This window comes from Pseudomonas sp. BN606 (assembly GCF_029873115.1).
In the GTDB taxonomy this organism is placed as follows: domain Bacteria; phylum Pseudomonadota; class Gammaproteobacteria; order Pseudomonadales; family Pseudomonadaceae; genus Metapseudomonas.
On the sequence record NZ_SSOF01000042.1, the window covers coordinates 145,672 to 172,174 of the forward strand.

The 26,503-nt window shown below is 64.3% G+C and carries 28 protein-coding genes; 14 read left to right on the top strand and 14 right to left on the bottom strand.

Annotated features, from left to right (window positions below):
- The first annotated feature begins 7 nt into the window (after window positions 1-7).
- Entirely contained in the window at window positions 8-997 is a 990-nt protein-coding gene (locus tag E8E75_RS06135) for an NAD-dependent epimerase/dehydratase family protein (protein WP_120654733.1), read from the top strand.
- Here E8E75_RS06135 and E8E75_RS06140 read toward each other — a convergent pair.
- The gene (locus E8E75_RS06140) at window positions 994-1,272 is read right to left on the bottom strand and encodes a hypothetical protein (protein ID WP_153918583.1); all 279 of its coding nucleotides are present in this window, start codon (window positions 1,270-1,272) and stop codon (window positions 994-996) included. The two genes, E8E75_RS06135 and E8E75_RS06140, sit on opposite strands and share 4 nt — an antisense overlap.
- A 290-nt stretch (window positions 1,273-1,562) precedes the next feature.
- On the opposite strand from E8E75_RS06140, the gene E8E75_RS06145 reads away from it, so the two are divergent.
- Window positions 1,563-2,411 carry an ATPase gene (locus tag E8E75_RS06145; RefSeq protein ID WP_280358306.1) on the top strand — a complete coding sequence of 283 codons (849 nt, stop codon included), beginning with the start codon at window positions 1,563-1,565 and terminating at the stop codon, window positions 2,409-2,411.
- A 486-nt stretch (window positions 2,412-2,897) separates the two neighbouring features.
- Here the strand turns inward: E8E75_RS06145 and E8E75_RS06150 are convergent, their stop codons facing one another.
- The 9 genes from E8E75_RS06150 to E8E75_RS06190 form a co-directional block, all read right to left on the bottom strand.
- Complete coding sequence (locus E8E75_RS06150; protein ID WP_153918586.1) at window positions 2,898-4,205, bottom strand: OprD family outer membrane porin; 1,308 nt, start codon at window positions 4,203-4,205, stop codon at window positions 2,898-2,900.
- A 187-nt stretch (window positions 4,206-4,392) separates the two neighbouring features.
- Window positions 4,393-5,172 (bottom strand): IclR family transcriptional regulator, encoded by a 780-nt coding sequence (locus E8E75_RS06155; RefSeq protein WP_280358308.1) that lies wholly within the window; start codon window positions 5,170-5,172, stop codon window positions 4,393-4,395.
- A 79-nt stretch (window positions 5,173-5,251) separates the two neighbouring features.
- Window positions 5,252-6,733, bottom strand: coding sequence for an amidase (locus E8E75_RS06160; RefSeq protein WP_120654737.1), 1,482 nt, complete (start codon window positions 6,731-6,733; stop codon window positions 5,252-5,254).
- Entirely contained in the window at window positions 6,734-8,059 is a 1,326-nt protein-coding gene (locus E8E75_RS06165; RefSeq protein WP_120654738.1) for a citrate-proton symporter, read from the bottom strand.
- 27 nt (window positions 8,060-8,086) lie between these two features.
- Window positions 8,087-9,298: a M20 aminoacylase family protein gene (locus E8E75_RS06170; protein WP_120654739.1), complete on the bottom strand. Its 1,212-nt coding sequence runs from the start codon at window positions 9,296-9,298 to the stop codon at window positions 8,087-8,089.
- 228 nt (window positions 9,299-9,526) lie between these two features.
- Window positions 9,527-9,859 (bottom strand): amidase, encoded by a 333-nt coding sequence (locus E8E75_RS06175; protein WP_120654740.1) that lies wholly within the window; start codon window positions 9,857-9,859, stop codon window positions 9,527-9,529.
- Window positions 9,856-10,968 (bottom strand): serine hydrolase, encoded by a 1,113-nt coding sequence (locus E8E75_RS06180; RefSeq protein WP_120654741.1) that lies wholly within the window; start codon window positions 10,966-10,968, stop codon window positions 9,856-9,858. Before E8E75_RS06180 ends, E8E75_RS06175 begins: the two co-directional genes overlap by 4 nt.
- Window positions 10,969-11,074: 106 nt before the next feature.
- Entirely contained in the window at window positions 11,075-11,860 is a 786-nt protein-coding gene (locus E8E75_RS06185; RefSeq protein WP_120654742.1) for an MBL fold metallo-hydrolase, read from the bottom strand.
- Between the two features lie 244 nt (window positions 11,861-12,104).
- Window positions 12,105-12,989, bottom strand: coding sequence for an acyl-CoA dehydrogenase family protein (locus tag E8E75_RS06190; RefSeq protein ID WP_120654743.1), 885 nt, complete (start codon window positions 12,987-12,989; stop codon window positions 12,105-12,107).
- A 136-nt stretch (window positions 12,990-13,125) separates the two neighbouring features.
- On the opposite strand from E8E75_RS06190, the gene olsB reads away from it, so the two are divergent.
- Together olsB and E8E75_RS06200 are read left to right on the top strand one after the other, a co-directional pair.
- Window positions 13,126-13,896 carry an L-ornithine N(alpha)-acyltransferase gene (gene olsB / locus E8E75_RS06195; protein WP_028628694.1) on the top strand — a complete coding sequence of 257 codons (771 nt, stop codon included), beginning with the start codon at window positions 13,126-13,128 and terminating at the stop codon, window positions 13,894-13,896.
- An 8-nt stretch (window positions 13,897-13,904) separates the two neighbouring features.
- Entirely contained in the window at window positions 13,905-14,678 is a 774-nt protein-coding gene (locus E8E75_RS06200; protein WP_178123467.1) for a lysophospholipid acyltransferase family protein, read from the top strand.
- Between the two features lie 7 nt (window positions 14,679-14,685).
- Here E8E75_RS06200 and E8E75_RS06205 read toward each other — a convergent pair whose 3' ends face one another.
- Together E8E75_RS06205 and E8E75_RS06210 are read right to left on the bottom strand one after the other, a co-directional pair.
- Window positions 14,686-15,567: a universal stress protein gene (locus E8E75_RS06205; protein WP_153918588.1), complete on the bottom strand. Its 882-nt coding sequence runs from the start codon at window positions 15,565-15,567 to the stop codon at window positions 14,686-14,688.
- Between the two features lie 69 nt (window positions 15,568-15,636).
- Window positions 15,637-16,218 carry an ACP phosphodiesterase gene (locus tag E8E75_RS06210; RefSeq protein WP_153918590.1) on the bottom strand — a complete coding sequence of 194 codons (582 nt, stop codon included), beginning with the start codon at window positions 16,216-16,218 and terminating at the stop codon, window positions 15,637-15,639.
- Between the two features lie 123 nt (window positions 16,219-16,341).
- Here E8E75_RS06210 and E8E75_RS06215 point away from each other — a divergent pair, with 123 nt between their 5' ends.
- The 8 genes from E8E75_RS06215 to E8E75_RS06250 all read left to right on the top strand — a co-directional run bounded on the left by E8E75_RS06215 (window position 16,342) and on the right by E8E75_RS06250 (window position 22,753).
- Window positions 16,342-16,650 (top strand): helix-turn-helix transcriptional regulator, encoded by a 309-nt coding sequence (locus E8E75_RS06215; protein WP_120654746.1) that lies wholly within the window; start codon window positions 16,342-16,344, stop codon window positions 16,648-16,650.
- Between the two features lie 45 nt (window positions 16,651-16,695).
- A complete protein-coding gene (locus E8E75_RS06220; RefSeq protein ID WP_120654747.1) occupies window positions 16,696-17,859 on the top strand; it encodes an MFS transporter in 1,164 nt (387 codons plus the stop codon).
- A gap of 15 nt (window positions 17,860-17,874) precedes the next feature.
- A complete protein-coding gene (locus tag E8E75_RS06225; RefSeq protein ID WP_120654748.1) occupies window positions 17,875-18,924 on the top strand; it encodes an alkene reductase in 1,050 nt (349 codons plus the stop codon).
- Between the two features lie 276 nt (window positions 18,925-19,200).
- Complete coding sequence (locus E8E75_RS06230) at window positions 19,201-19,782, top strand: YceI family protein (protein ID WP_120654749.1); 582 nt, start codon at window positions 19,201-19,203, stop codon at window positions 19,780-19,782.
- Entirely contained in the window at window positions 19,782-20,936 is a 1,155-nt protein-coding gene (locus tag E8E75_RS06235) for a phosphatidylserine/phosphatidylglycerophosphate/cardiolipin synthase family protein (protein ID WP_120654750.1), read from the top strand. Before E8E75_RS06230 ends, E8E75_RS06235 begins: the two co-directional genes overlap by 1 nt.
- 91 nt (window positions 20,937-21,027) lie before the next feature.
- Window positions 21,028-21,639 carry a DUF2846 domain-containing protein gene (locus E8E75_RS06240; RefSeq protein WP_153918592.1) on the top strand — a complete coding sequence of 204 codons (612 nt, stop codon included), beginning with the start codon at window positions 21,028-21,030 and terminating at the stop codon, window positions 21,637-21,639.
- Window positions 21,640-21,745: 106 nt separating this feature from the next.
- A complete protein-coding gene (locus E8E75_RS06245; RefSeq protein ID WP_120654752.1) occupies window positions 21,746-22,327 on the top strand; it encodes a DJ-1/PfpI family protein in 582 nt (193 codons plus the stop codon).
- A gap of 123 nt (window positions 22,328-22,450) precedes the next feature.
- Entirely contained in the window at window positions 22,451-22,753 is a 303-nt protein-coding gene (locus E8E75_RS06250; RefSeq protein WP_120654753.1) for a ribbon-helix-helix domain-containing protein, read from the top strand.
- Window positions 22,754-22,757: 4 nt separating this feature from the next.
- On the opposite strand, the gene E8E75_RS06255 is transcribed toward E8E75_RS06250, so the two are convergent.
- Window positions 22,758-23,156 (bottom strand): nuclear transport factor 2 family protein, encoded by a 399-nt coding sequence (locus tag E8E75_RS06255; RefSeq protein WP_120654754.1) that lies wholly within the window; start codon window positions 23,154-23,156, stop codon window positions 22,758-22,760.
- A 113-nt stretch (window positions 23,157-23,269) separates the two neighbouring features.
- Between E8E75_RS06255 and E8E75_RS06260 the strand changes: the two genes are divergently transcribed.
- Complete coding sequence (locus tag E8E75_RS06260; protein WP_153918594.1) at window positions 23,270-23,860, top strand: GNAT family N-acetyltransferase; 591 nt, start codon at window positions 23,270-23,272, stop codon at window positions 23,858-23,860.
- Entirely contained in the window at window positions 23,857-24,735 is an 879-nt protein-coding gene (locus E8E75_RS06265) for a carbon-nitrogen hydrolase family protein (protein ID WP_120654756.1), read from the top strand. Before E8E75_RS06260 ends, E8E75_RS06265 begins: the two co-directional genes overlap by 4 nt.
- A 139-nt stretch (window positions 24,736-24,874) precedes the next feature.
- On the opposite strand, the gene E8E75_RS06270 is transcribed toward E8E75_RS06265, so the two are convergent.
- Complete coding sequence (locus tag E8E75_RS06270) at window positions 24,875-26,398, bottom strand: fumarate hydratase (protein WP_120654757.1); 1,524 nt, start codon at window positions 26,396-26,398, stop codon at window positions 24,875-24,877.
- Between the last annotated feature and the right edge of the window lie 105 nt (window positions 26,399-26,503).

The following is a 26,503-nucleotide window of genomic DNA, read 5'->3' on the forward strand; positions in this document are numbered from 1 at the left end:
ACCATCGATGAAGATTCTGGTGACAGGGGCGAGTGGGTTCATCGGCGGACGTTTCGCTCGTTTCGCGCTGGAGCAGGGGCTCGACGTGCGGGTGAACGGACGCCGGCCGGAGGGCGTGGAGCATTTGGTCAAGCGCGGTGCCGAATTCGTCCAGGGCGACTTGTCGGACACGGACCTGGTGCTGCGCCTGTGCGACGACGTCGAAGCGGTGGTGCATTGCGCAGGCGCGGTCGGCGTCTGGGGCAAGTACGAGCACTTTCACCAGGCCAACGTACAGGTCACCGAAAACGTGGTCGAAGCCTGCCTGAAGCAGCGAGTGAAGCGTCTGGTGCACCTGTCCTCGCCTTCGATCTACTTCGATGGCCGTTCCCATGTCGGTATTCGTGAAGAACAGGTGCCCAAGCGCTTCTCCGATCATTACGGCGCCACCAAGTACCTGGCCGAGCAGAAAGTGTTCGCCGCCGAAGAGTTCGGCCTGGAAGTGATCGCCTTCCGTCCGCGCTTCGTCACTGGCGCGGGGGATACCAGCATCTTTCCGCGCCTTATCGCCATGCAGCGCAAAGGCCGTCTGAAGATCATCGGCAACGGCTTGAACAAGGTCGACTTCACCAGCGTGCAGAACCTCAACGACGCCCTGCTCAGCGGCCTTCTGGCTGCCGGGCCGGCGCTTGGACAGGTCTACAACATCAGCAATGGCCAACCGGTGCCGATCTGGGATGTCATCAACTATGTGCTGCGCAAGCTGGGCGTCCCCCAGGTGACCCGGCACGTTCCCTATGGCTTGGCCTACAGTGCCGCGCTCGTGAACGAGTCGGTCTGCAGGATTCTGCCGGGGCGGCCGGAACCCTCGCTTTATCGACTGGCCGTGGCGGTGATGGCCAAGGACTTCTCCCTGGATATCAGCCGCGCGCGGCAGTACCTGGACTACGATCCGCGGGTGAACGTCTGGACGGCGCTGGATGAGTTCTGTGCGTGGTGGGGCGCTCAGCAGCCCTAACCGCGCAAGGGACCGGCGTACTGGGTGTACTTGCGAACCAGTTCTTCTTCGCTCAGCACCGGCGGTTTGAGGCGAATGCCGGTCAGGATACTGAGGTGCTCGCCCAGCTCGCGGGTCGTGTCGCGCTGAGATTCGGCGCACGCATTGAGCATGGACAGGATGGCGTCGGGCTGGCTGAGGCGGATATCCACAGCCTGTTCGTCTCGAAGCTGGCGCCGCAGGGTTTGCATGCAGTCCAGCACAGCCTTGGTCAATTCCACTCCTTCTTCCCCCATGGTCGAAGTGTGCTCCTGCCCTTCATGGCGACGAGCGAGAAGCCTGGCGGAGCCTTTGGCTCCGGATGGCGATTTCCTGGCATGGCCCCGTGCCGGGGCTGGCAACTGGCTAGCAAGCCCCGTACCAGGCTGTAAGCCCCGGAACTGCTGGGCCCTGGCGTGGTCAATCGAGTGTCGCTGCCCCTGAGCAGTGCAACCCGCACCGCCGTGGCGCGACGCTGAAGACCGCCGTGCGAACCGGTATACTCCCGGCCATTCGCGGTTCTGCGTTTCTCTCCAAAGGTCCCCCAATGCGCAACGACGCTCTTGACGAAGTGGATGATGTCCCCAGCCTGACTACCGATGCCCGTGATCGCGACGAGTTCGGTCATCACCCGGTGGCTGAGCCCGTGCATCGCCACAACAATGGTTATTCAGCCGCTGCTCCCGTGGGCAAGGGAGCCAGCACCGGGCCGCTCTGGGCCCTGGTGGTTGCCCTGGTCGTCGCCCTCTGTGGCCTCGGCTGGTGGAGCTTCCAGCAGATCAGCCTGATGGAGCAGCAACTGGTGGCGACGCAGGAAAGCTTTGCCCGTATCAGTGAAGAGGCAGCCGGCCGCATCCAGGACATCTCCGGTAAGGTGGTCGCCACCGAATCCAGCGTGACCAGCGGCAGTGAGTCCATGAAGCTGCAGATCAAGCAGCTGCAGGCCAAGGTAGTCGAACTGACCAAGCAGCAGCAGGCCGCTGGCGCTCAGCTTGGCAGCCAGGGCAAGCGAGTCGATCAGCTCGCGGCTGACGTCAAGGCTGCGCAGAGTGCGGCGACCCAGGTGGGCAGCCAACTGGGCAGCAAGCTCGACGGCCTGGCGAGCGAGCAAAGCAGGCTCAAGGCCGCCCAAGGCGATATGGCCCAGCTGGACAGCCGTCTGAAGGGCCTGGGCAGTGATGTCGAGGCGCTGAAGAAGCAGGGCAATCCGAACCAGGCGATCAAGGGCCTGGAGCAGGACCTGCTGGTGCTGCGTAGCGAAATGGACAACCGTCCGGCACCGTCCCAGGGTGCCAGCACCGCCGAGTTCGATGCTTTCCGCGCGCAAATGACCCGCAATATCAGCACCCTGCAAAGCCAGGTGCAGAACCTGCAGCAGCAGCTGAACATGCGCTGATCCAAGCTGCTTGAGAAAAGCCCCCGTGCCTTGTGGTTCGGGGGCTTTTTTATGGGTGATTCGAGGTTTCGGGAAGGTTTCGCATGTTATTGGCAATCTGGAGCCTGGGAGTCCAGCTCATTGCCGAGCGGGCTCTGGCTTACTGTTTCGCCTTCCCGGGCGACTCCCTTTTGCAGTCGCCCAAAAGGAAGCAAGTACGCTTGCCCCTGCATCCGGCCCGGCTTCGCCGGGTGCCGTCGCTCCATCATTGCGCCGGGCCCCTCTCGCCTCTCGCGGCATCGATGCCGCTCGTTCCCTCTGCAACGATTCCGCTCGGCCTTCTGAAGGGGCGGAATGGTTGCTTAGTTCCAGGTCGCGGGCTGCTTCAGGATTGTTAGGTCGTCGCCGGCGCGAGTCACCCCTCTAGGTTTGGGAGAGGGGGCGGGGGAGGGAGGCCCGGACACGCGCATAAATTTTCAATTCAAAGTGAAGATCGCGTCTCCAGCCTTAAAACCTGAATACGTAATTCAGATAAAACCGCTCGGCATTGTGGGTAATGATCCCTGCCGGGCCGCGGGAAGCGGTGGTGCGCTCGATGCCGTCCGGTTGGCCCTTGGTGTGGAACTCGTTGTGCAGCCAGACCAGGCTCAAGCCTTTCAGGACGCCCGTGAAACTGTACTGCAGCAAACTCTGGAATTCCCGGCGGGAAAACCCGTCGTAACCGGCTGCGTGATCGGAAAAGGCATAGTGAACATCCAGCCTGAGTTGTGGAAGACCAATTGAACTGAAGTTGGTGCCGCCCACAAGTTTGAACATTTCCTCATCTTCCACGCCGAAGAAATAGAACAACTTTGCGCTGCTGTTCCAGGCGCCGTGATCCTTGCTGAAGAACAAACGGTCGAAGTCGTCACCTCGAACTTTGTTGTAGGTCATGCCGGCGTAATAGTTCGTCGTACGGTATTTCGCGGAAAGATCGATATAGCGCGCGTCATGGGAGGTTTCTGCTTCGTAGAGTCCGGGTACGCCCTGGTAGTCGAACAGATCGCCGGCATCCTGCTGCATGCCCTGGGTGGCGTAGAGATCGATGAAGCGGCCGGCACCCAGGTCGAAGCTGTGCTCCAGCTTGATGGAGGCGGCGCGCAAGTAGTTATCGGACTCGGAGTATTCGGCCAGCAAGTTGCTGCCGAAGGGCATCCGGTAGGCAAGGGCGAACAGCTGCAGTTGGTCGATCTTCTCGCCGCGGAAATTGCTCAGGTCGTCGCCCCAGCCATTCTCGTTACGCGGACTGAACTGGTTCACCCGGCTGTAGCGCAGGTTCAGGCTGCCTATGCGGTAGTCCGCATCGAGGCCCGTGGTACCGGCGGGGAGGATACGGGTGGCGTCATCGAAATACTGGGCATAGCGGCGGACCTTCTTGCCGCCGCCCACCACCAGTTCGCCTGCGTCTCCCTGCAGGCGGCCGCGCAGGTAGGCCTCCAGGGGCTTGGCAAGACCATGAGGTGACTGCACCGAGTCGTCGGGTTCGAGGTTGCTGATGCTGTTGGCGTCGTCGCCGATGCGCAGGTCATCGGCCAGGCCGTAGCTGTAGTCCACGCCCAGCACGTCCCGGTACCAGCCGGAATTGAAACTGAACTGAGTGCCCTGGACCCATTCGTCGCGGGTGGGGCCGACACCGTCGCCGTTGTTTTCCTTCCAGTAGAACTGGCTGTAGCGAAGTGACGTGATGCTGTCATTGATAAAGCCATCGGCACTTGCACTTCCTGCCAGTAAGAGTCCGGCAATCCCTGCCAGATACTCGCAGCGAACTCTGCACATCTCATCACCTTTATTCTTGTGTTATGACGAAAAGACCGATTTCCGGGTCGTGGTCTATTGTCGATTCACGCGAATAAAGGGCAATTCAATTGGGTTCCGCGCTGTGGAATCACAACTTCAAGAGTGAATGAAAAGTATCCGTCAGAGTTGTCGACGGATACTTTTCATCAAGACGGCGGTCGAGTGTTCAGCCGAGACTGTGCTGCAACTGGCTGACGGTGCTGGCCAGTCTTCCGAGATGGCGTTCCCTTAAGCTCTCGACGCTGCCGGTATCCCGTGGCCAGTGCAGCGCGATGCTGCCGACCAGGCGGCCGCGGCTGAGTATCGGCAGCGCCACGGCGCGGATCAGGAAGGGCAGCCGTATCGAGTATTCCCACGAGCCCTCGGTGCGCTCGCCAAAGCCGCGGTTGTGGGTCTGTTCGTGGGCCTGCAGCAGGTCATCACCGCTGAGCCGGTGGTGCTGCGCCAGGCGCTGTACCTCGGAACTGTCCAACTCGCCGAGGCAGGCCTTGCCCATGGCCGAATGGAACAGGCTGGCCCGCAACCCTATGACCAGACGATTGCCCGGATATCGCTTGCGCAGCACCTCCGGAATGGAGCTTTCCATCACATGCAGCTCGTCGCCGTCAAAGTACGACAGGTCGGCCACCAGCCCGGTGCTCTCGCTCAGGTCCAGCAGCAGCGGCGCAGCCTGCTCGACAAGGAGCCGGCTGAACCGCTGGGCGGGATTGCCGAACAGGCGGCGGGAGCATAGGCGATAGCGGCGGTCGCACAGTCCCCGGTAGAGCCAGCCCTGCTCCTGCAGGGTGTGCAACAGTCGCGAGACGGTCGCCTTCGGCAGTCCCGTGAGGTAGTGGAGTTCTTCCAGCCCGAGTTCCTGGTGTTCGCCCAATAGCTCGACTATCGCCAGCGCGCGTTCCACCGACCTGACCGTGCCACCATCGTCTTTACCCTGAGTCTCCGCCACCTGCCGCGCCTCCCGGATTTGCGTTCCGAAAACGCTGCAAGATCGGGACCCGAAGGCGCCAGAGATGCCGCCCATTGGCTTAATCAGCCTCTTTGAGCAACGGTGGCGGACAATTGCGTACCCATTGCGTGAGCTGCTCGTGGGCATGGGCCAGTTGCAGCACAGCCAGGTCAGCTTGCGCCGGGCCCATGATTTGCAGACCCATGGGCAGGCCGGCGGGGTTGAAACCAATCGGTACGCTCATGGCCGGGATACCCGCCAGGGTGGCGCCGATCACCACCTCCATCCAGCGGTGATAGGTGTCCATCTCGTGGCCTGCTATGGCCTTCGGCCAGTGCAGCGTTGCATCGAAAGGAAACACCTGTGCACTGGGGAGCAGCAGGAAGTCGTAACGCTCGAAGAGTTTTTCCACGGCCCGGTACCAGTCGCTGCGGTCCACTGAGGCCTGAAAGACGTCGGCGGCGCTGAGGCCAAGGCCGCTTTCCACTTCCCAGACTGCCTCGGGCTTGAGTCGGGCGCGCCGGGCAGGGTCGGTGTAGGCGGCGCCCAGGCTGCCGCCCACCAGCCATTGCCGGTGCACCAACCAGCAGCGCCAGAGCCGGTCCATGTCGAACGCAGGCTGACAGTCCTCGACCTGGCAGCCGAGGTCGCGGAAATCCGTCAGGGCGCTCTCACACAGAGCCAACAGGCCAGGTTCCATGGGCAGGCGACCGCTCAGGTCGCCCAGCCAACCAATGCGTGCACCGGCGAAATCGCGCTGCAGCGGCCCGATCAGGTCGGCGGTACTGGAAAGGGCCAGCGGCGTAGCACGATGAGGGCCGGCCTGGGTGCGCAACAGTGCCGCCACATCGGCCACGCTTCGGCCCATGGGGCCTTCCGTACCCAGTTGCTGGGCAAACAGCTCGGGTGTGGGGCCGAAGGGCACGCGCCCCTGGGACGGGCGCAGGCCGTAGACGTTGTTGAAGGCCGCCGGGTTGCGCAGCGAGCCCATCATGTCGCTGCCGTCGGCCACCGGCAGCAGGCGCAGCGCCAGGGCGGCTGCCGCTCCGCCGCTACTGCCGCCAGCGCAGAGGCTGGGGTCGTAGGCGTTGCCGGTCGTGCCGAAGACGCTGTTGTAACTCTGCGAGCCGAGGCCGAACTCCGGGACGTTGCTCTTGCCGATGAAGACTGCACCGGCAGCGCGTACCCGCGAGACGGCGATGGCGTCGTGCTGGGCGATCTGCCCGGCGAACAGCGGAGAACCCATGCTGGTCGGCAGCCCGGCACAGGCAGCCAGGTCCTTCACCGCCTGTGGCATGCCGTGCATCCAGCCCAGCCATTGGCCCCGGGCCAACTGGCGGTCGCGTTCATCGGCCTCGGCCAGCAGTTCCTCTGCCGGGCGCAGTGCAACCAGTGCATTGACCCTGGGATTGAAGCGGTCGATCTGTTCCAGGTAGGCCTGCATCACCTCACGGCAGGACAGCTGGCGCGAGCGGATGGCCTCTGACAGAGGCAGCGCATCCAGTGCGACGATTTCCTGCTGCAGGGTGGCATGGGGAAGATTGGTTTCGAAACGAGTCATTCACAGGCTCCGGGCAGTGGCGAGCAGGTCGCGGCGTTGGCGGCGCTCCAGGGCGGCGGGGGCGCCTTCGCGCAGATAGCAGGTGGCGATGAGGCCGACGAAGGAGGCGAAGAGCACGTAGTAGGCAGGCGCTACCGGCGTGCCGCCCACCTGGGTCAGCCAGGTGACGATGAACGGGGCGAAGCCACCGAACAGCATGACGGCGACGTTGTAGGCGAACGCCAGGCCGGTGGAGCGCACGCGGGTGGGGAACTGTTCGGCGACGGCTGTGGGTGCAGGGCCGTAGAACACGCCGATCATCGAGCAGAGCAGCAGTTGCATCACCAGCAGGCGTTCCAGGCTGGGGGCCTGGGCGACCCAGGAGAACAGCGGATAGACCAGGAGGAAGAAGGCCAGGGTGCCGCCGAACAGTACCGGGCGCCGGCCGATGCGATCAGACAAGGCACCGGATAGCGGAATGATGATGGTCATCAGCGCCACGGCCAGCATCTGCACCATGAACACCTGGTCCAGCGGCAGGCCCAGTTGTTTGTGGGCGAAGGTGGGCATGTTCACCAGCACCACATAGAAGGCCACGGTACCGCTGATGGTGCCGCCCATGGTCGCCAGCACTGCGCGGCGATGTTCGCGCACTACTCGCAGCAGGCTGAAGGATTCGCCTTTGTGTTCTTCCTGGGCATAGATGAAGGCTTCTGTTTCCTCCATGTGGCGACGCATCCACAGCCCCACCGGACCGATCAGCAGACCGAGGATGAACGGAATCCGCCAGCCCCAGCTGTCCAGCGCTTCGGGGGACAGGCTGTGGGTCACCAGGGCGCCCATGCCCGCCCCAGCGAACACCGCCAGGCACTGGCCGAAGAGTTGCCAGGCGCCATAGAGGCCACGGCGGTTGGCGGGTGCGCTTTCCACCAGGAAGGCCGTGGCGCTGGCGTACTCGCCGCCGGTGGCGAAGCCTTGCAGCATGCGCGCGATGACGATCAGCAGGGGGGCACCGATACCGATGGCGGCGTAGTCCGGGGCGAAGGCGATCAGGGCGATGGACAGGGTCATCAGCAGGATGATCAGTTGCATGGCCGCCTTGCGTCCCTTGCGATCCGCGTACATGCCCAGCAGCACGCCGCCTACCGGGCGCATGAAGAAGCCGACGCCGAAGGTGGCCAGGGCCATCAGCAGCGAGGCGTACTCGCTGTCGGAGGGGAAGAACAAGCGGGCGATGATGCTGGACAGGAAGCCGTAGACGATGAAGTCGTACCACTCGAGCGCATTGCCGATGACGGCGGCGGTCACCTGACGGGCGCGCGAGGTTCCGCTTTGGGAAGCGTGCATGGGGAATCTCCGGAATCTGGTGTTGGGCTAGGCGGCAGTGGCAGAAGCCTGGGAAGGCGCGGCGGGGTCCTGGAACCAGGTTTCCGTCAGCGCGGCCCAGTACGCGGCGCCGCGCACCAGGATTTCGTCGTTGAAGTCGTATCCGGGGTTGTGAACCATCGGCCGCCCGGCACCGCTGCCGTTGCCGATGAAGAGGTAGCTGCCGGGGCAGCGCTGGAGCATCCAGGCGAAGTCTTCGCTGCCCATCACGGTGGGGGCTTCGAACACCTGGTCGGCGCCGGCTAGCTCCACGCCTATTTGCCGGGCGAAGGCGGTTTCCGCTGGGCTGTTGATCAGCACCGGGTAGGCCGGACGGTGCTCGATGCTGGCGCGGCAGCCGAGGCTTTCGGCCTGGCTGTGGATGATCCCTTTCACGCGCGCCAGCACCTGCTCGCGCACGTGGGCATCGAGGGCGCGCAGGCTGAGGCGCAGCAGCGCCTGCTGCGGAATTACGTTGGCCGCTTCGCCTGCCTGTAGGGCACCGACGGTAACCACCGCCGCTTGTTGCGGATCGACATTGCGACCAACCACTGTCTGCAGCGCCATCACAGTGCTGGAGGCGGCTACCAGTGGGTCGACGGAGAGGTGCGGCATGGAGCCGTGGCCACCGACGCCTTCGATGACCACTTCCAGCAGGTCCTGGGAGGCCATCAGCGGACCTGCGTGGAAGCACAGGTGGCCGGCCTCCAGGCCCGGCATGTTGTGCATGCCGAACAGTGCCTCGCACGGGAAACGTTCCAGCAGGCCATCTTCGAGCATGGCTTCGGCGCCACCCTGGCCTTCCTCGGCCGGCTGGAAGATCAGGTTCAGGGTGCCCTGGAAGTTGCGGGTCGCGGCCAGGTAGCGTGCCGCCCCGAGCAGCATGACCGTGTGCCCGTCGTGGCCGCAGGCATGCATGCGGCCGGCGTGGCAGCTGCTGTAGGCCAGACCGGTGTTCTCGATGATGGGCAGCGCGTCCATGTCGGCACGCAGGCCAAGCGTGCGGTTGGAGGCGCCATTGCGCAGCACGCCGACTACGCCGGTGCGGCCGACGCCGCTGTGTACTTCATAGCCCCACTCCGTCAGCAGGCGGGCGACCAGGGCGGACGTGCGCTGCTCTTCGAAGCCGAGTTCGGGATGGGCGTGGATGTCCTGGCGCAGCGCTTTCAAGTCGGCGTCTACGTCATCGAGCCAGGCCTGGATGTGTGCGTAACGGGTCATTGTTCTTGTTCTCCTCGTTGGGGCGGCTACCGCCTTTTGCGGCTGGCCCTCAGCTAACCGCGAGGACGAAATGAGAACAATCGAAGGTGGTTCCACAGGGTGGAACAGGGGGGGGGGGGCGAGGGCCGCGTTGGGCTTCGCTCCGCTCAGCCGCAACCTACGGGGACGTCGGGGCGTTCCGTAGGTTGGTTTGAGTCCACGACGCCCAACGGGCGAGGAACGAATGCCTCAGAGAGCACTGTTCGCGTTGGACATCAAGCGGCATCCCTGATGCGGGCTGACCCAGGCGGCAGTGCTGCTGCGCCCGAGGCCGCTGGCGGTCACGCGCTTGTGCTCAGCGTCGTCGAGAAAACCGCTGGTGGGTACGTACTGCTTCACGTAGCCCTGGCAGTAATCGGCGTCGTTGCCCATCACGTAGCGGCAGGAGCAGTACTCCTTGGCGGTGTAGGCGCTGATGATGTCGGGGAAGGCCGCAAGGTGCTGGCGATTTTGCCAGGCCAGCGCGGCCAGCAGGATGAGCGCCAGCACCAGCAGGCTGAGAACGGGACGACGGGCGATCACGGCTGCACCTCCGGGGCGAATGCGGCCAGGGCCAGCTTGAGGAAGTCGTTGTGGTGGTAGCTGCCGTCGCGGTCATCGGCGTAGCGCACGATCACCAGTTTCTGGCTGGGCAGCACGTACAGCGCCTGCCCCCAGTGGCCCAGGGCGGCGAAGGCATCTTCCGGGGCGTCCGGCCAGGGTTTGGCGCTGCCTTCGAGCTGGACGTTGAGCCACCAATGGCCGCCGGGTACGGCCTCTCCGGGCTTGGCCGGATCGGTACGGTACTCGGCGAAGGGCTTGCGGTTGAAGGCGACCCAGTCCGCTGGCAGGAGCTGGCGTTCACCCCAGCGGCCGCCGCGCTGCATCAACAGGCCGACACGCGCCAGGTCGCGGGCTGTCAGGTAGCTGTAGGAAGACCCGACGTAGGTTCCAGCAGCGTCGGTTTCCCAGATTGCCGAGCGAATTCCCAGGGGCTCGAACAGCGCAGTCCAGGGGTACTCCGCGTAGGCCTTTTCCCCGACCATGCCGCGCAGCGTGGCGGACAGCACGTTGGTGTCGCCGCTGGAGTAGCGGAAGCGCTTGCCGGGCACCGCATCCAGTGGGTGCGCGGCGGCGAACGCGGCCATGTCGTCCCGGCCACGGGTATAGAGCATGGCCACCACCGAGGATTTCAGCGGTGCGTACTCGTAGTCCTCCTGCCAGGCGAGCCCGGAGGCCCAATGCAGCAAATGGTCGAGGCGGACACCGGGATGGCCTGCAAAGGCCGGGTAGTAACGTGAGACTGGCTCGTCCAACTTGAAGCGACCCTCGCCATAGGCGACGCCGAGGACGGAGGCCAGCAGGCTCTTGCTCACCGACCAGGTGAGGTGTGGGGTGTCTACGCGGGTGGGACCTGCGTAGTGCTCGTAGATGAGCTCGCCATCTCGGATCACCACCACGGCATCGGTGCGCACGCCCTTGCGGCTGGCGTCGTCACGCTGCGGGAAGGCATAGGATTCGAGCGCCTTCACGGCGGCACTACTGGGCGCAGGGGCTTGTTGCCAGTCGGTGGCGGGCCAGGTTTCAGCCTGGGCCAGACCGGTGAGCAAGCCGAGCGCCATGGCCAGCGGTCGTAGAACGGGGATGGGCATTGTTCGGCCTCTTCTGGTTTCGAAGGGCGAAGCTAGCACGGGCCTTGTGACGGTAAAAAGCGCCGAACGCGCCGGCTGCTGTGGCTATTCGGCGCGATAAGTCAGTTCAGCGTGGCAGGCGGTAGTCGTCCGGACCGAGCAGGTCGAGGCCACATTCCAGGTTCTCGATCCAGTAGAGGAAGGCACTGATCATTTCCTGGCCAACGAAGGGACGGCCGTGCTGCGGGACGATCATCTCCACGTCCATGCCGCGCACCATGTCGGCCCAGAGACGGCAGACCTTGTTGCTGGCCATGTAGCGACGGTGGAAGCCTTCCATGTTCGGCACGTGATTGACGAAGTCGCGCACCGGCGTGGCGTCGTCAACCATGGAGGCGCCCATGTCGCCGGAGAAGAGGATACGGCTGACCGGGTCATAGAGCTGGAAGTTGCCCACCGAGTGGAGGAAGTGTGCCGGCACGGCCTTGAGCTGGCAGCGACCCAGATTGATGGACTGGCCGCGATCGGGCAGGGCGATGATGCGGTCGTAGGTGGAGATGCCGTGGCTGATGGCCAGGTAGTTGGCGGTCAGGTGAGGCAGGAAACGAGCCCAGAGCTTGGAGCAGATCACTCGCGCACGGGTGTGCAGCAGCCATTTGTCGAGGGACGCGATGATGTCCGGGTCCTGGTGGGAGGCGAAGATGTAGGTCAGGTCCTGCACCGGCATGTGCTTGGACAATTCCAGCGACAGCGGCGTGTAGGTCAGGTCGCCGCCCGGGTCCAGCAGCAGGTACTGCTCGTGGTCAGTGATCAGGAACTGGTTGGACTGCACGCCGTCGCCGCTGACCAGATCGTCGAACATCAGGCATTGGTGGGAGCCGTTGTCGAACAGCACGATGGGGTCGCGACGCATGTAAACCTCGATAGGAAAAGCGACGCGCAGATGTAAGGCATTTCTGAAGGACGAGTGCTGACCTGAGTCAATTCAGGCTGAGGCGGGCTTTGCTGTGGGGCGATTTCAATCGCGAATGAATTCGCTCCCACAGGGACACAATCGGAACGTCTTCTGTGGGAGCGGTTTCAACCGCGATGCAGGCCGAAGGTCAGCCATTGATCATGGCCCCATTCGTGAATGACTTCGCTTCTACAGGACCGCGTCAGAGCCCCAGGGCTGCACGGGCTTTCTCCAGCCGCTTGGCCCTTGGTCCACTGGCAATTTCCAGCACGCCCTGGTCGCGCTGCCAGAGGTTGGCCCATTCCGCCGGACCGCTGGCGAAGGCGGCGTCCAACTCTGGCTTGAGTGCCTTGAACTCGGCGAAGAGGGCGGCCAGCAGCAGGTGCATCGTCGGGGTGGTAGCGCACTGGCGGGAGACTTCGGCGGCGCCACTGAGCAGGCTCAGCAGGCGCAGTTGCAGGAGCTGCGGCCAGGCGCTGTCGCGTCCCACGCCATAGAGCCAGGCGACCATCGCAGCGAGGATGTGGAGGTCTTCGATGCTGCGGAAGGGTTTCACGTATGCGTCCCAGCCATCGCCTGCCAGGCGCTCGCAATGGCTGCCTTCCAGGTGCAGGCGGGCATGGGGGACGTCGGGCATCAGCGGCAACGGCTTGAGCTGTTCGACGTGCACGCCGGGAGCGCCATTGCGAACCACCACCAGCGCCAGGCGCGGTGACTCACCTTCGGCCTCCTCACGGGCCGCCACCAGCAACCAGTCGGCGGCGTCGCCAGCGGTGACGAAGTCCTTGCGGCCACTGAGGCTGAGACCCGCCAGGCGCGTCTGCATGTCCGCCGGGCGCACGCTGCGGTTCTCGGTGACGCACAGCGCGCCCAGGCTCAGCGGCGCCGATGGCCAGAGCAGGCGAAGGGCGCCCTGGTAACCCGCCAGGAAAGCCAGGCCGGGGGTAGGCGCCAACTTGCCGCCGAGGACGGCGAGTTCGAAGGGCGTGACCTCGCCCAATCGGTCCAGCAGAGCGCCGTACCAGTCGTCCAGCGGATGGCCGGACGTTAGGCGGGCGGAAGCTTCGAGCAGGCGTTGCCAGGGCATTAGGGATTCCTCGAGGGCTGTCATACAAGCATCACTGGACCGTCATGGTCGTGACACCGGGTCTACCTAGCCTGAGCTTGCACAACAAGATCGTCCGGCTGCAACCGGGATCGAGCCGGCCTACGGAGGCTTATTCATGACCCAGATCGCCATGACCCGCGACAGTGTCGCACCCAACGGGAAAAGCCCTCGCCGCCTGCAGGCCGAGCGCCTGGAAGGCATCGCTGCGCTGCGTGAGGCACAGGCCCTGCGTTTCCGCGTATTCAGCGCCGAGTTCGACGCCAAGCTGCAAGGTGCCGAATTCGGTCTCGACATGGATGACTACGATCCGCACTGCGAGCACATCGGCGTGCGGGATCTGGACAGCGGTGAGCTGGTCGCCACCACCCGCCTGCTCGACCACCAGGCCGCCCGCGACCTGGGTCGCTTCTACAGCGAAGAGGAGTTCAGCCTCCACGGACTCGGTGAACTGCAGGGCCCGGTGCTGGAAATTGGTCGTACCTGCGTCGACCCGGCCTACCGTAATGGCGCGACCATCGCCGTGCTTTGGGGTGAGCTGGCCGAGGTGTTGAACCAGGGCGGCTACCGCTACCTGATGGGCTGCGCCAGCATTCCGATGCAGGACGGCGGCATCCAGGCCCAGGCCATCATGCAGCGTCTGCGCGAGCGTTATCTGTGCACCGAATACCTGCGCGCCGAGCCCAAGAACCCGCTACCCATCCTGGAGTTGCCGGGCAACGTGATTACCGAGATGCCGCCGCTGCTCAAGGCATACATGCGCCTGGGGGCGAAGGTCTGCGGCGAGCCCTGCTGGGACCCGGACTTCCAGGTGGCCGACGTGTTCATCCTGCTCAAGCGCGACGAGCTCTGCCCGCGTTACGCCCGCCACTTCAAGGCAGCGGTCTGAGGCCGGGCATGCTGAAGTCCGTACGTTTCTACGCGCGCGTTGTCCGGCTGATGGCGGTGATTGGCCTCGGCCTGTCACTGGCTGCCTGGGTTTCCGTATTGGAGCGCCTGGGGCGTGCCGAGCTCATGGCCACCCGGCAGCGCCTGACCCGCTGGTTCCTCAACTGCCTGGCCGGTGCCTTGCCGTTTCGCGTACACGTCAGCGGAAGCGTGCCGGATCAGCCGATGCTCTGGGTGAGCAATCACGTGTCCTGGACCGATATTCCACTGCTCGGCGCCGTCGCGCCGTTGTCGTTCCTCTCCAAAGCCGAGGTGCGTACCTGGCCGGTTGCCGGCTGGCTGGCGCACAAGGCCGGCACGCTGTTCATCCGCCGCGGCTCGGGGGATAGCGGATTGGTTGGCCAGCAACTCGCCCGTCATCTGGGCGATGGGCGCAACCTGTTGATCTTCCCGGAGGGCACTACTACCGACGGTAGCCTCCTGAAGACTTTCCACAGTCGCCTGCTGACCAGCGCGGTCGAGACCGGTGTGCCGGTGCAACCGGTGGCCATCCGTTACCTGCGTAATGGCGAGCGTGACAATGTTGCCCCCTTCATCGGCGAGGACGACCTGCTTTCGCATCTGGTCCGCCTGTTGCGCAGTGATCTGGCAGAGGTGGAAATCCGGTTGCTCGAACCAGTGTCGAGCCAGGGGCTGACCCGCACGGTGCTGAGTCAGAAAGCGAAGAGCGCCGTGCAACTGGCGCTCTTCGGCAAGGAGGAAGACGAGGCATTGGCCGCCTGATAGGTGGTCAGGCCTTGTCTTTGTCCGGCCAGCGGATTGGCGGCACCGCGAGGATGTCGCAGGCCAGCTCGCGTATGGCGGCATCGGCGACACTGCCAATCAGTATCCGCTTCATACCCGTCAATCCACGCGTGCCCATGACCAGCAGGTCGATGGAGTCGCGTTCCAGTACGCGACGCAGCGCGGTCATAGGTTGGCCTTCCTCGATCAGGCGCTGGTCGACGTGTGCGCCCAGTTCCTCTCGGCGCAGGAACTCATCCAGCGCGGCTGTGGCTCGGCGGCGTTCGTCGGCACTGTAGTCGCCCGGTATCGCCCCGGCGCCGGCAGAGGCCGCCAGCATCATCGCGCCACCCAGCGGGTCGAAGGCATGCAGCGCCTTGGTGCCAGTCTTCGGCAGCAGGCCCAGTTCTACGGCGGCACGCACCGCCTGGGCGGAAGCCGGGGAGCAGTCCAGGGCCAGGAGGGGCATCCGGTAGTCGTCTTCCGCCACTTTGTTCACTAGCAGGATGGGTACATGGCTGGTGCGCAGCAGACGTTCCAGGGTGGTACCCGCGAAGATGTCGCGCAGCGGGTTCTTGCGGTGGCTGCCGACAACCAGCAGGTCGATGTCGGCCCAGCGGGTGCAGTCGGTGATGTGCTTGGCCGGATCACCCACTTCCACCCAGATTTCGGGTGCGCGGCCAGCCAGTTCGGTGAAGAGATCCAGCTGCTCGTTCAGGTAGCGGCGGACCTGCTCCACTTCCAACTCGATGCGCAATTGCGGCTGGTCTTCATCGACTACGTGAAGGATGAACCAGGGGCAGTTGAACTGATGGGCCAGCCGGGCTGCTCGCCGCAGGGCACGGTCGGAACGGTTGGAAAGGTCGGTCGCGAGCATCAGGGCTTTCATCGGACGCCTCCTTTAGCGGATTCCTAAGCTTATTCCACTGCAGGTGTAGGAAATTTCCCTTGATGCAGGTCAAGCGATGTTTGGCTGGCCGCCGGCGAACTGCTGGAGCTGTGGATAGAACTGCCGAAAATCCTCGCTCAGGGGGTGGTACAGCTGTTCCAGCTCGGCCATGGCGCCGGCCAGCGCTTCGGGACGCGAAAGGCGACGGGATATGCCGGCAACGACCAGTTCCAGCGTCTCGAACTCCCGATAGCTGCCCAACCAATCCTGGGCCGCCATGCGTGGCGCGATGAGGGCCAGGCGGCCAGGCAGTTCGGGCTCGTTGCCCAGGACCTGGTAGACGTGGCGGGTGAAGACGTCCAGCGGTTCGGTGGCGTAGAGCTTCCAGTCCCGAGCCAGGCAGTGGTCGAAGAAGACATCCAGCAGGATGCCGGCGAATCGCCGTCGCTCGTTGGGAAAGCGCAATCTGGCCTGGGTGATCAGGGGATGGCTGTCGGTGAAGACATCGATGCGCCGGTGCAGGCGGATTGCGGCTTCGATCTCCGCCGGCCAGCGTCCGGCCAGCGGCCCTTTGACGAAGTCACCGTAAAGGCTGCCGAGCAGTTGTGCAGGCTGCGAGCCGCCGAGATGGAGGTGGGCGAGGTAGTTCATTGGCTGAGCTTAACCCAGGGGCGGTTTTATCATGGCGGTCGATGATGACTATCGTCACAAACGATCTGCGTATCGATTTTGATCGATATAAAGTTCGCTCCATCTCGATATGAGAACCCGGCCATGAGCACACAGATTGACCTCGACGAAATCATCAAGGCACTCGCCCATCCCGTGCGACGGGAGATGCTGCAGTGGCTCAAGGAACCGGAAAAGTATTTCGTCGAGCAGGACCACCCGTTCGAAATCGGCGTCTGCGCCGGCAAGTTCGACCAGCGTTGCGGACTGTCCCAGTCCACCGTCTCGACGCACCTGGCGACCTTGCAGCGCGCCGGGCTGGTGACCAGCCGCAAGGTGGGCCAATGGAACTTCTTCAAACGCAATGAAGCCGTCATCGCTGAATTTCTTCGCCAGATGAGCGACGAGCTGTAACTGCAGCACCTGCCACAACCCGAAAATCTTCCCAGGAGCAGGCCAATGCCTACTGCGCTTCTCGTCCTCGCCTTGTCCGCATTTGCGATAGGCACAACCGAATTCGTCATCATGGGCCTGCTGCCCGAGGTAGCTGCCGACCTTGGCGTGTCCATTCCCGGCGCCGGCTGGCTGGTCACCGGCTATGCCCTGGGCGTGGCCATCGGCGCACCGTTCATGGCGCTGGTCACCTCGAAGCTGCCACGCAAGCGCGCTCTGCTGGTCCTGATGGGCGTGTTCATCATTGGTAACCTGCTTTGCGCCATCGCCGCCAACTACGGCCTGCTGATGTTGGCTCGAGTCGTCACCGCACTCTGCCATGGCGCCTTCTTCGGTATCGGTTCTGTGGTGGCGGCGAGCCTGGTGCCGGCCAACCGCAAGGCCTCCGCCGTCGCCCTGATGTTCACTGGCCTGACCCTGGCCAACGTGCTTGGCGTTCCTCTGGGCACCGCCCTGGGCCAGGCCGCCGGTTGGCGCTCGACCTTCTGGGCCGTGACCCTGATCGGCATCGCCGCTCTGATCGGCCTGTGGCGGGTGCTGCCGCGCCAGGACGATGAAGAAGCCACCGACATCCGTGCCGAGTTCGCCGCCCTGCGTGGTGCCGGGCTGTGGCTGGCTCTGTCCACCACCGTGCTGTTCTCCGCCGCGGTGTTCTGCATCTTTACCTACGTCGCGCCGTTGCTTGGCGAGGTGACCGGTATTTCGCCCCGAGGTGTGACCTGGAGCCTGTTGCTGATCGGGCTTGGTCTGACGCTGGGCAACGTGATCGGTGGCCGCCTGGCCGACTGGAAGCTGGCGCAGACCCTGATGGGGGTATTCGTCGCGCTGGCTGTTGCCTCCAGTGCCCTGACCTGGACCAGCGCTGCGCTGATCCCCACGGAAATCACGCTGTTCCTCTGGGCGACGGCCGCCTTCGCCGCGGTGCCGGCCCTACAGGTCAACGTTGTGAACTTCGGCAGTGCCGCGCCGAACCTGGTTTCCACCCTGAACATCGGTGCCTTCAACGTGGGCAATGCCCTTGGTGCCTGGGTCGGAGGCCTGGTCATCAGCCAGGGTTACGGCCTCACCACAGTTCCCCTGGCCGCTGCCGTACTGGCGATCCTCGCCCTGATAGCGACCCTGCTCACCTTCAGCAACCGTACTCCCGAGCTGCAAGCGGCTCTCGACTGACCCGAGGTAAACGACATGCCCACGCTTTTCGACCCCATCAAGATCGGCGATCTGGAACTTTCCAACCGCATCATCATGGCGCCGCTGACCCGCTGCCGCGCCGACGAGGGCCGCGTGCCCAATGCGCTGATGGCGGAGTACTACACCCAGCGCGCGTCCGCCGGGCTGATCATCAGCGAAGCCACCTCCGTCACGCCCCTGGGTGTCGGCTACCCGGACACCCCCGGCATCTGGTCCGACGAGCAGGTGAAGGGTTGGAGCAACGTCACCAAGGCCGTCCACGCCAACGGCGGCAAGATCGTCCTGCAGCTGTGGCACGTAGGCCGCATCTCCGACCCCAGCTACCTGGGTGGCGACGCGCCCGTGGCGCCCAGCGCCATCGCGGCCAAGGGGCACGTCAGCCTGCTGCGCCCGCTGCGTGACTATCCGGTGCCGCGTGCCCTGGAAACCGAAGAGATCGCCGACATCGTCGAGGCCTATCGAGTCGGCGCGGAGAACGCCCAGGCTGCTGGTTTCGATGGCGTGGAAATCCACGCTGCCAACGGCTACCTGCTGGATCAGTTCCTCCAGGACGGCACCAACAAGCGCACTGACCAGTACGGCGGCTCCATCGAAAACCGCGCGCGTCTTCTGCTGGAAGTGACTGATGCCGCGATCAAGGTGTGGGGCGCTGGCCGCGTAGGCGTGCATCTGGCTCCGCGTGCCGATTCCCACGACATGGGGGATTCCGACCTGGCGGCTACCTTCGGCTATGTCGCCCGTGAACTGGGCAAGCGTGGCGTCGCCTTCATCTGTGCCCGCGAGAAGGAGGGCGAAGACAGCCTGTCACCGCAACTGAAGGAAGCCTTCGGCGGCGTGTTCATCGCCAACGAGCGCTTCACCCGGGACAGCGCCAGTGCCTGGCTGGAAAGTGGCAAGGCCGATGCCGTGGCCTTTGGCATTCCCTTCATCGCCAACCCCGACCTGCCTGAGCGTCTGCGCCTGGATGCGCCGTTGAACGAGCCGCGTCCGGAGCTCTTCTACGCCAAGGGTCCGGTGGGCTACATCGACTATCCGCGCCTGTAACAGCGCAACAGGCCTTGTAGGGGTGAATTCATTCGACAAGGGCCGCGCCGCGGCCCCGAGGTGGCTTTGCCTGCGTGCAGGCCTTCGGCCTGCCTGGGAAATGAATTCGCCCCTACAGTTATCTTGGCGAGATCAAATTTCCGATTCCTCTGGTAGCTTTGCTTCCATTGTCCGTCCGTCGGGATCGCCCCAGGGGGAACCCGGTGGCGATTCGTGTGACCAATGGAGTCCGGCCTGAGTCTCTGGGCCGTCAGCGACATGCCAAAGGAAGCCCGCATGCACAAATCGATACGCCCCCTCGTTGCCCTGCTCGCCGCTCTGGCGTTGCCCGTCCACGCGAGCTGGTACCTGGACAACGAGTCATCGCGGATCTCCTTTATCTCCACCAAGTCCGGCAGCATCTCCGAGGTACACCGCTTCCTCACCCTGCACGGCAAGATCGGCAAGGATGGCAAGGCCAACCTGCGCGTGGAGCTGGAGTCAGTGAGCACTGGCGTGCCGCTGCGCGACCAGCGCCTGCGGGATCAGTTCTTCGAAATCGCCAAGTACCCCGAGGCCGAGGTCAGCGCCCAACTTGACCTGCGTCCGATCACCGACCTGGCACCTGGTGCACAACTGGAGCTGGGCCTGCCGCTCACCGTGAAGATTCGCGAAAAGCAGCAGCAATACCGAGCGGAACTCCTGGCCACCCGCCTCGATGACCATCGCTTCCAGGTGGTGACCCTGGCGCCGCTGGTGCTCCAGGTGGAGGACTTCGGCCTGACCACGGCGCTGGATGGCCTGCGCAAGCTCGCCGGCCTGCCGGGCATCAGCCTGTCGGTGCCGGTGGGGGCCGTGCTGATCTTCACGGAGCGCTGATGGGGCAGATCTTCCCCTGGAAGTCCGGCAACCGCCTCGAGTTGCTGATTGACGGACCGCAGTTCTTCCCGATCATGCTCACCGCCATTGCACGGGCCGAGTACCAGGTTGCGCTGGAGTTGTACCTGGTGGAAGACGGCCGTTGCAGCGAAGCGCTGGTAGATGCGTTGTGCGTTGCTGCCGTGCGCGGAGTGCGCGTGCGTTGCCTGTTCGATGATTTCGGCAGCCTGAAACTTGGCAGGGTGCTTCGCGAGCGACTCAACGATGCCGGGGTGCTGCTGCAGTTCTACAACCCGCTGCGCTGGCGGCGCGGCTTCAGGAACCTGTATCGCGACCATCGCAAGATCCTCGTGGTGGATGACCGACTGGCATTCGTGGGCGGCACCGGCGCCACCGACGAATTCTGGGACCCGGCGCAGGAAGCCAGCCGTTGGCACGAGGTGATGGTCGCAATCGAGGGCCCGCTGGTGGCGCACTGGCAATTGATCTTCGACTACCAGTGGCTGGCCAACCTCGGCCGCCGCCCCTGGAAATCGGGCGATGCGCCGGGCCTGGCGCATCTGCCACCCTATCCGGCGGTGGGCGAGGGGCTTGGTCGCCTGGCCTACGCCGATGCCAGCCAGCATCGCGACATCGTCCAGTCGCTGGTGCGCAGTATCCGCACGGCGCGCAATCGTGTGTGGCTGGCGACGCCCTACTTCCTGCCGAGCTGGAAGGTTCGCCGTGCCCTGATCAAGGCCGCACGACAGGGGGTCGAAGTGCGCCTGCTGCTCACCAGCCGTCACACCGACCACCCGCCGATACGCTTCGCTGGCCAGCGCTACTACCCGCGCCTCCTGCGTGCCGGCGTGCGGATATTCGAGTACCAGCAGCGCTTCCTGCATCTGAAAATGGTGCTGGCCGATGACTGGGTCAGCGTCGGCTCCTGCAACTTCGACCACTGGAACCTGCGCTTCAACCTCGAGGCCAACGTGGAGGCGCTGGACCAGAACTTCACTCAGGCGGTCGATGCCTGCATGCGCCAGGATTTCTCCGATAGTCGCGAGATCACCATGGACGACTGGCATGCCCGGCCCCTGATCAAACGGCTGCGCCAGCGCCTTTGGGGATGGCTGGACCGTCTGGTGGTGAATCTGCTTGACCGCCGCCGCTAGCGGCACGGGAATGGCTGCCGCACTTTCGTCGGGTGTCTGCGGATCGATGCCGGGCTAGGCTTGCTCCACAACAACAAGAGGGAGTGGCTGCATGGGCCGCCGATACCTGCCGATCCTGCTGCTGTGCGCCGTGCTGGGCGGCTGTTCCACCCCAGGTGCGTTCTTCGGTGCAACCGAGGGACCGGCCTTCCAGTCCATTGCGCCGAGCGATGGCGAGCACGCGCTGGTCTACCTCTATCGGCCGCAAAGCCAATGGGCCGACCAGGAACTGGAAGCACCTGGCATCTTCCTCAATAACGAACTGATCGGCAGCCTGCCGAGCAATGGCTACCAGGCATTGGAATTCGAAGCCGCCAGCTACAAGCTGGAAGTGCGTCGGCCCCTGTTCGGCAGCTACTGGACCCTGTTCGCCGACGGTCCACTGGACTTCACCCTGGTCACTTCCTTTGCTCTGGACGCCAGCGCCGGTCGAACCTACTTCCTGCGCTACGACGAACTGGACCCGCCGCCGAAGAACAGCGAACAGCCCGGCGCGGGCAACGGTCCACTGCACCTGGTGGAGGAATCCCTGGGCAGCCAGGAAATCACTGCCACCCGTCAGGTGCAGCCGATCGAGCGGGTTGCCGCCAGCGGTGAAGTGGTACGCCCTCAGGAGGGTTTCTGGCGCGGCGTGGGCCGGGTGCTGGATAAGATTGGCATCTGACGCTTGGCATTCCTGTAGTAGGGGCCTATTACCCGCGATCGAAAGACGCCGTGGATAATTGGCTACCCTTTGAAGCCTCAGGGCTTCCAATCCAGGAGGATGCGAAATGGCCGCGAAGAAGATTCTGATGCTGGTCGGCGACTACGCCGAAGACTACGAAACCATGGTGCCGTTCCAGGCCCTGCTGATGGTGGGTCACACGGTGCACGCCGTGTGCCCGGACAAGATCGCCGGCCAGAGCGTGCGCACCGCCATCCATGACTTCGAAGGTGACCAGACCTACAGCGAGAAGCCTGGCCACAACTTTGCCCTCAACTTCGACTTCGCCAAGGTCAAGGCAGAGGACTACGACGCCCTGTTGATCCCGGGGGGGCGCGCGCCGGAGTACCTGCGCCTGAACGCTGCCGTGTTGGAGTTGGTGAAGGCCTTCGACAAGACGGGCAAGCCCATTGCCGCGGTCTGCCATGGCGCCCAACTACTGGCGGCCGCCGGCGTGCTGGAGGGGCGCGAGTGCAGCGCTTATCCGGCGTGCGGCCCGGAAGTCAGGCTCGCCGGTGGCCAGTTTGTGGATATCCCGGTGGATGCTGCCCACACCCAGGGCAATCTGGTCACCGCCCCGGCCTGGCCGGCTCACCCTGCCTGGCTGGCAGGTTTCCTCAAGCTGCTCGGGACGAAGATCGAGCTGTGAGGTGCGTAGGGTGGAAACCGTTTTAGGTTTCCACCACCGAGGTCGTGCCGGCCTCCGAGGGTGGATTGGTGAAGCGTGATCCACCCTGCGCCGATGCACCACACCATGAACCTGGAGGCACCCATGTGCGAGCTGTACGTCAAGGCCGATCCCATCCTCTACGAGTCCCGCTCGCGCTCGCTGCGAATCCGCGGGGTCGTGACCACCCTGCGCCTGGAAAACCAGTTCTGGGACATCCTGCGAGAGATCGCCGAGGTGGATGGCATGACCACCAACCAACTCATCACCAAGCTCTACGACGAGGTGATGGAGTACCGCGGCGAGGTGATCAACTTTGCCTCTTTCCTGCGGGTGAGCTGCACCCGCTATCTGGCTCAGCGGCGCGCCACGGTCGTCGAGCTGCCAAAGGCGCGAGCGCAGGGCTGAGACCTTAAACCACCTGTTCGACCCAGTCGTTCAGGTTGTAGTAGTTGGTCACGCGGGCGATCTTGCCGCAGTGGATGTGGAAGAAGGCGCCCGCTGGCAGCACGTAGGTCTGGCCCTTGGCCGGCGGCAGGCCCTCATCGTCGGACAGGTACTGGCCGTGCACCACGAACTCGGCGGCGGCGCGGCTGCCGTCGGCACTTTGCATGACCACGATGTCTGACAGTCGCTCCTTATAGCAGCGGTTCATTTTGTCCATGAAAGCTGCGAAAGCGGCCTTGCCCTGCTGGCGTTCGCCCTGGTTGATGTCGTGCACCACATCCTCGCTGAGCAGGGCGAGGAAGGCCGGCATGTCGCTGGCGTTGAAGGCGGCGTAATAGGCTTGCACCAGTTCGGTAGCGGTCATGGTTGGGTTCCTGTCGCAATGGGGTCATTCGGTCCGTGCCCGGCATGATAGGTTCTTGACCCAGGCCCGGCTTAGCCAGGGGCGTCATCCACATCGCCAGAACGACCGCTCCCATGCAGATCCGACTTCTCCAGGGCGCTGCCATCGCGCCCCACATTGAAGACCTCGCACGCCTTCGACTGACGGTTTTCCGCGAGTTTCCCTATCTCTACGATGGCACGCTGGAATATGAAGCGCGCTACCTCTCGACCTATGCCGAATCGCCGGAGAGCCTGTTCGTCCTGGCCCTGGATGGCCAGCGCGTCGTAGGTGCTTCCACTGGCCTGCCGATGGCGGATGAAACGGAGGAGTTCCAGCGGCCCTTCCGCGAGCGGGGCTGGGACCCGAAGCGCATCTTCTACTTCGGTGAGTCCGTGCTGCAGGCCGAATACCGGGGCAGCGGTCTGGGCGTGCGCTTCTTCGCCGAGCGCGAGGGGTACGCACGGCGCCTGGGTCGTTTTCGCCATTGCGCCTTCTGCGCGGTGGAACGACCGGACGATCATCCACGACGGCCTCCGGGCTACCAGCCGCTCAATGAGTTCTGGGCGCGGCGTGGCTATAGCCACCATCCGGAGCTGCGCACCGAATACCACTGGCGCGACCTGGACGAAGATTCGCAGTCGGCCAAACCCATGTCCTTCTGGCTCAAGGAGCTCACTCCATGATCAGGATCGCCGCCTGCCAGTACGCCATCGAACTGCATGAGAGCTGGGACGCCTACGCCGCACACCTGGAGGCAGTCTGCGCCGAGGCGTCAGCGACTGGCGCGAAACTGCTGGTGCTGCCCGAGTACGCCGGCCTGGTGCTGGCAGGCCAGTTGCCGCCGGATGAGCGGGGCGACCTGCAGGCGTCCATCGTCGGCATCCAGCCGCTCCTGCAGGACTGGCGAGCGCTGTGCGCCGGCATTGCCGCGAAGCTCGGTGTCTACTTGCAGCCCGGCAGCCTGCCGGTGCGTGACGCAGACGGGCGCTTTCGCAACCGCGCCTGGCTGTTCGGTCCGGGCGGCGAACTCGGCCATCAGGACAAGCTGATCATGACCCGTTTCGAGCGAGAGCAGTGGGGCATCGTGGCGGGGGAGGGGCTGAAGGTGTTCGACACGGCCCTGGGACGACTGGGCATCCTGATCTGCTACGACAACGAGTTCCCCATGCTGGCGCGTACCCTGGCCGAAGGCGGCGTCGACCTGATCCTCGCCCCCAGCTGCACCGACACCGAAGCCGGCTACAACCGTGTGCGCATCGGTGCCCAGGCGCGCGCACTGGAGAACCAGATCGCCGTGCTCCAGGCCCCCACCGTCGGCTTGGCGCCATGGTCGCCCGCGCTTGACGAGAACATCGGCCGCGCCGGCCTCTATGTACCGCCGGACTACGGCATGCCGAGCAATGGTGTTATCGCGGAAAGCCCCGAACTCTGCCCCGCTTCCAGCCAGTGGCTGATCTGCGATCTGGATCTGGAGGAGGTGCGCCGTGTGCGTACGGAAGGGCAGGTGTTCACCCGGCGGGACTGGCCGGAGCAGTTTGGCCAGGCACAGCTCCAGTAAGTTGGTGCGGGGTGGCGTTCCGCTTGCTCGGAGCGAAGTTCGGTATTGCTGTGTTCGGCCTCGTAAGCTCAGCGCCAACCTGCGGGTACAACGAAAAAGCCCGGCACATGGCCGGGCTTTTTCATGGAGCGATGTAGGCTTACTTCACTTCCACCGCCAGGTTCTCGGCGATCTTCTGTTGCCAGATCGCCGGGCCGGTGATGTGGACCGACTCGCCGTTGGTATCGACGGCGACGGTGACCGGCATGTCCTTCACGTCGAACTCGTAGATGGCTTCCATACCGAGTTCGGCGAAGGCCAGGACCTTGGACTTCTTGATCGCCTGGGCCACCAGGTAGGCGGCGCCGCCGACGGCCATCAGGTAGACAGCCTTGTTGTCCTTGATCGCTTCGATGGCGATAGGGCCACGCTCGGACTTGCCGATCATACCCAGCAGGCCGGTGCTTTCGAGGATCTGGCGGGTGAACTTGTCCATGCGGGTCGCGGTGGTCGGGCCAGCCGGGCCAACCACTTCATCACCGACCGGATCGACCGGGCCGACGTAATAGATGAAGCGGCCTTTCAGGTCCACCGGCAGTTCTTCGCCCTTGTTCAGCATGTCGACCATGCGCTTGTGCGCGGCGTCGCGGCCGGTGAGCATCTTGCCGTTGAGCAGCAGGGTTTCGCCCGGCTTCCAGCTCTGCACTTCTTCCGGGGTGATCTTGTCCAGGTCGACGCGGCGAGCGGACGGGCCGGCTTCCCAGACGATCTCCGGGTAGGCGTCCAGCGGCGGGGCTTCCAGTTCGGCGGGGCCGGAGCCGTCGAGCACGAAGTGGGCGTGCCGGGTAGCCGCGCAGTTGGGGATCATGCACACCGGCAAGGAGGCGGCGTGGGTCGGGTAGTCCATGATCTTCACGTCGAGCACGGTGGTCAGGCCGCCCAGGCCCTGGGCGCCGATGCCCAGCTGGTTGACCTTCTCGAACAGCTCGAGGCGCATTTCCTCGATCTTGTTCTGCGGACCGCGGGCCTTCAGCTCGTGGATGTCGATCGGGTCCATCAGGACTTCCTTCGCCATCACCGCAGCCTTCTCGGCGGTACCACCGATACCGATGCCGAGCATGCCCGGCGGGCACCAGCCGGCGCCCATGGTCGGGACGGTTTTCAGTACCCAGTCGACGATGGAGTCGGACGGGTTGAGCATGGCCATCTTCGACTTGTTCTCGGAGCCGCCGCCCTTGGCCGCGACGTCCACTTCCACGGTGTTGCCGGGAACGATGGAGTAGTGGATGACCGCCGGGGTGTTGTCCTTGGTGTTCTTACGGCTGCCTGCCGGGTCGGCCAGGATGGACGCGCGCAGGACGTTCTCGGGCAGGTTGTAGGCGCGACGCACACCCTCGTTGATCATGTCGTCCACGCTCATGGTGGCGCCGTCCCAGCGCACGTCCATGCCGACGCGGACGAACACGGTGACGATACCGGTGTCCTGGCAGATCGGGCGGTGGCCGGTGGCGCACATGCGCGAATTGATCAGGATCTGCGCCATGGAGTCGCGCGCGGCGGGCGACTCTTCACGCAGATAGGCCTCATGCATGGCCTGGATGAAATCCACGGGATGGTAGTAGGAGATGAACTGCAGGGCGTCGGCGACACTCTGGATCAGATCATCTTGCTTGATCACGGTCATGTGGGCGCTCCTCTTGGAGGGAACATCAGGGAAGCGCCGGACCACGACCCGGCGCGCGAGGCTAAAAAAGGCGCGGCAGTATAGCGCGTGGTGCCATTCGGGCAC